Source organism: Paenibacillus oenotherae (assembly GCF_019443105.1).
Classification (GTDB): domain Bacteria; phylum Bacillota; class Bacilli; order Paenibacillales; family Paenibacillaceae; genus Paenibacillus_Z; species Paenibacillus_Z oenotherae.
Map to the genome: position 1 here is coordinate 1 of NZ_JAHZIJ010000042.1, position 2677 is coordinate 2677.

The 2677-nt window shown below is 50.5% G+C and carries 1 protein-coding gene; it reads right to left on the reverse strand.

Annotation, left to right across the window (positions count from 1 at the left end; all coding sequences use genetic code 11):
• The coding region (locus tag K0T92_RS24370; protein WP_219875229.1) for an alpha-amylase family glycosyl hydrolase at window positions 1-2677 on the reverse strand (2677 nt) is incomplete at both ends.

Genomic DNA, 2677 nt, shown 5'->3' on the forward strand with positions numbered 1-2677 from the left:
ATATCGCCTTGCTCATACGTACGGGAGAACGTGTACGGAGCGTCTGCGATTTTGGCATGTTGACCTGCACCGATTGCGATGTGATTGTTTCTGAATTGGCCAATCTTCTGCCAGTGGCTTTGAACAGCGGTATTAATGCTGCCCCAGTTCATGAAGGAACGTGAGCCCATATCCGGGTCAGAGCCATTCTCGCCTACTGGTCTTGCTGTTTCATCACCGTAGAACGTTTGTACTGCGCCAGGAGCAAGCAGCAAAGCCGTTCCTGCCTGGATCAGATTACTACGGGCGTAAAGCTTTTTGTCATGTGAAGAGATGTAGCTCAGCATGTTGTAGTTTGCTGCGCTGCCGTTAAACTCCGTTGCATAACGGGAGAACAGACCTTCCAAATCAGAGAAATTCGCTGATTGGAACGAGAAGTTAATCAGGGAATCAAAACCGTTATCGAAATAGTTAGTGTCTCTGCCGAGACCTTTATCGAATACTTCACCCGTCATCCAGAAGTTGTCGGTCCAATCTGCTCCTGGTTTCGTCGGGTTGTTCTGTCTCCATTTCTTGAGCGCGTTGCTTGCTTCTGTCTTCAGCGCACCCCATCTGTCATATTGAACGTGTTTCGCTGTATCCGCACGGAATCCGTCGATACCAAACTCTTCAACCCATGAGGACAACCATTTGATCATGTAGTCCTTAGGAGCTACGTTCAGGTCTGTACGGTATTTCTTGGCAGCTGGAACGATCCAGTTGTCAAAGCCGCTCGTTTCTTTAGCGAACTTCGTTTTCAGAATTGGCGGCAATGTGGTCGGGCTGGTGGAATCCGTCTTGATGTCAGGCAAGAAGCCGACGCAAGAAGTGAAGTCGCCGCCGCTACATTGGTCGTAGCCTGCGATGCCGTTCGGGCGGATCCAGTTCGTGCCCCACCATGTGGACCAAGCGCTTGCATTGGTCGTAACCATGATGTTGTTGTGCGTATGCCAGTTCTGGCCTTGTGATTGACTTGGCGTCCAGTTGCCGGCAAGTCCGCCGCGGTCGCCATAGTTGTATTCTGCCATATCTACAAGCGTAGGGTAGGCAACATGGTTCATAACAACGTCAAGAATGACGCGGATTCCTTTCGTATGCGCGAGATCAACGAATTCACGCATTTCATCAATCGTTCCCATGCTCTTGTCCATTGCAGTGAAGTCAAGGGCATAGTAGCCGTGGTAGCCGTAGTGAGCGAAGTCGCCGTCTTTACCGCCTACCCAGCCGTGCATTTGCTCCCATGGAGCTGTAATCCAGATTGCATTTGTTCCAAGATCAGTAAAGTAGCCGTCTTGGAGCTTCTGCGTCAAACCTTTAATATCGCCGCCGTGGAAGGTACCGATATTTTTGCCCCATGCATCGGTTTTTGGTCTTCCGTATGCGCCGTCATTGCTTGTGTTACCGTTGTTGAAACGGTCTGTCATTACGAAATAGACGTTGGCATTATCCCAGCTGAATGGGCTGCCTTGTTGCTGTTGCTGTCCGCCATTGCCGATCTTGACTGTAGCCGGCGCGCTGGATGCTGATTTCTGTCCGATCGTATCGACTGCTTTGACCGTGTAGGAATACGTATTGTCATTCGCTACCGTTGTGTCAGCGTAGGACGTACCTGTGGATGTGCCTTTCAGAGCGCCATCACGATAAATTTCGTAGCTCACAACACCCTTGTCATCTGTGGAAGGACTCCAGGTCAGATTAACCGTTGTTGTGCCTGCTGCTGTTCCTTGTACATTCGTCGGTGCAGTAGGCAGTTGATCCTGTGTTCCGCCGCCAATGATAACTGAAACTGGCGCACTGAATGCTGATTTTTGCCCGATTGTATCGACTGCTTTGATTGTGTACACATACGTTTTGTTTGCAGTTACAGTCGTATCGGTATAAGAAGTGGTCGTCGTTTCGCCGATCAGTACGCCGTCACGGTACACTTCATATTTCACGATACCTTTATCATCTGTAGAAGGAGTCCAGGTCAGCGTAACGGATGTCGTGCCGCCTGCTGTTCCTTGTACATTGGTTGGTGCTGTAGGAGCTTGATCGGATGGACCATCCGGATTGGTGGCATGAACCACATTGTCCTTGATCCATTTCTCGCCCGTTACCTGGTAGCCCGGTTGGCTTGCGCCTGGCACTTGATTGCTTCCGGAGTTGAAGATAACTTGTGCCTTGGTCCAAGCCGGGATCTGATAGGAATACCAGTTGTTTCCGTCATCCTTCATTGCCGCTCCCGGCCATTGCACGCCAATCTTGGTCGGTGTTACGGATTCATCGTAGTAATAGATGTTCGGCGTTCCCCAGCCTGCAGGCTTGTAGAAATGAACTTTCAGCGCTGCATTAGGGTCTTCTTTCGTAAACGTATATGTTTTGACAGCTTGTCCTGCTGAATTGCTCGACGTAATTTTCAGTACGAATGCTGTGCCGAATGCTGCGCCAGCTCCGAAGGTTGCTGTCGTGCCAGAGCTGAACGTTACAGGTGTTCCGTTGTTCACAGAGTACGTAGCTGTGTCAGAACCGGTGTACGTCATTTTCACAGCAAGAGCGTCCGTGTAGAATCCGCCTTCTTGCTTATCGATGGAAATTGCCGGCACTGGTGCCGCTGCCTCGTACAATACAGCGATTTTGCCGCTGCCGAGGTTACCCGTAATTCTGCCGTTGGATACGG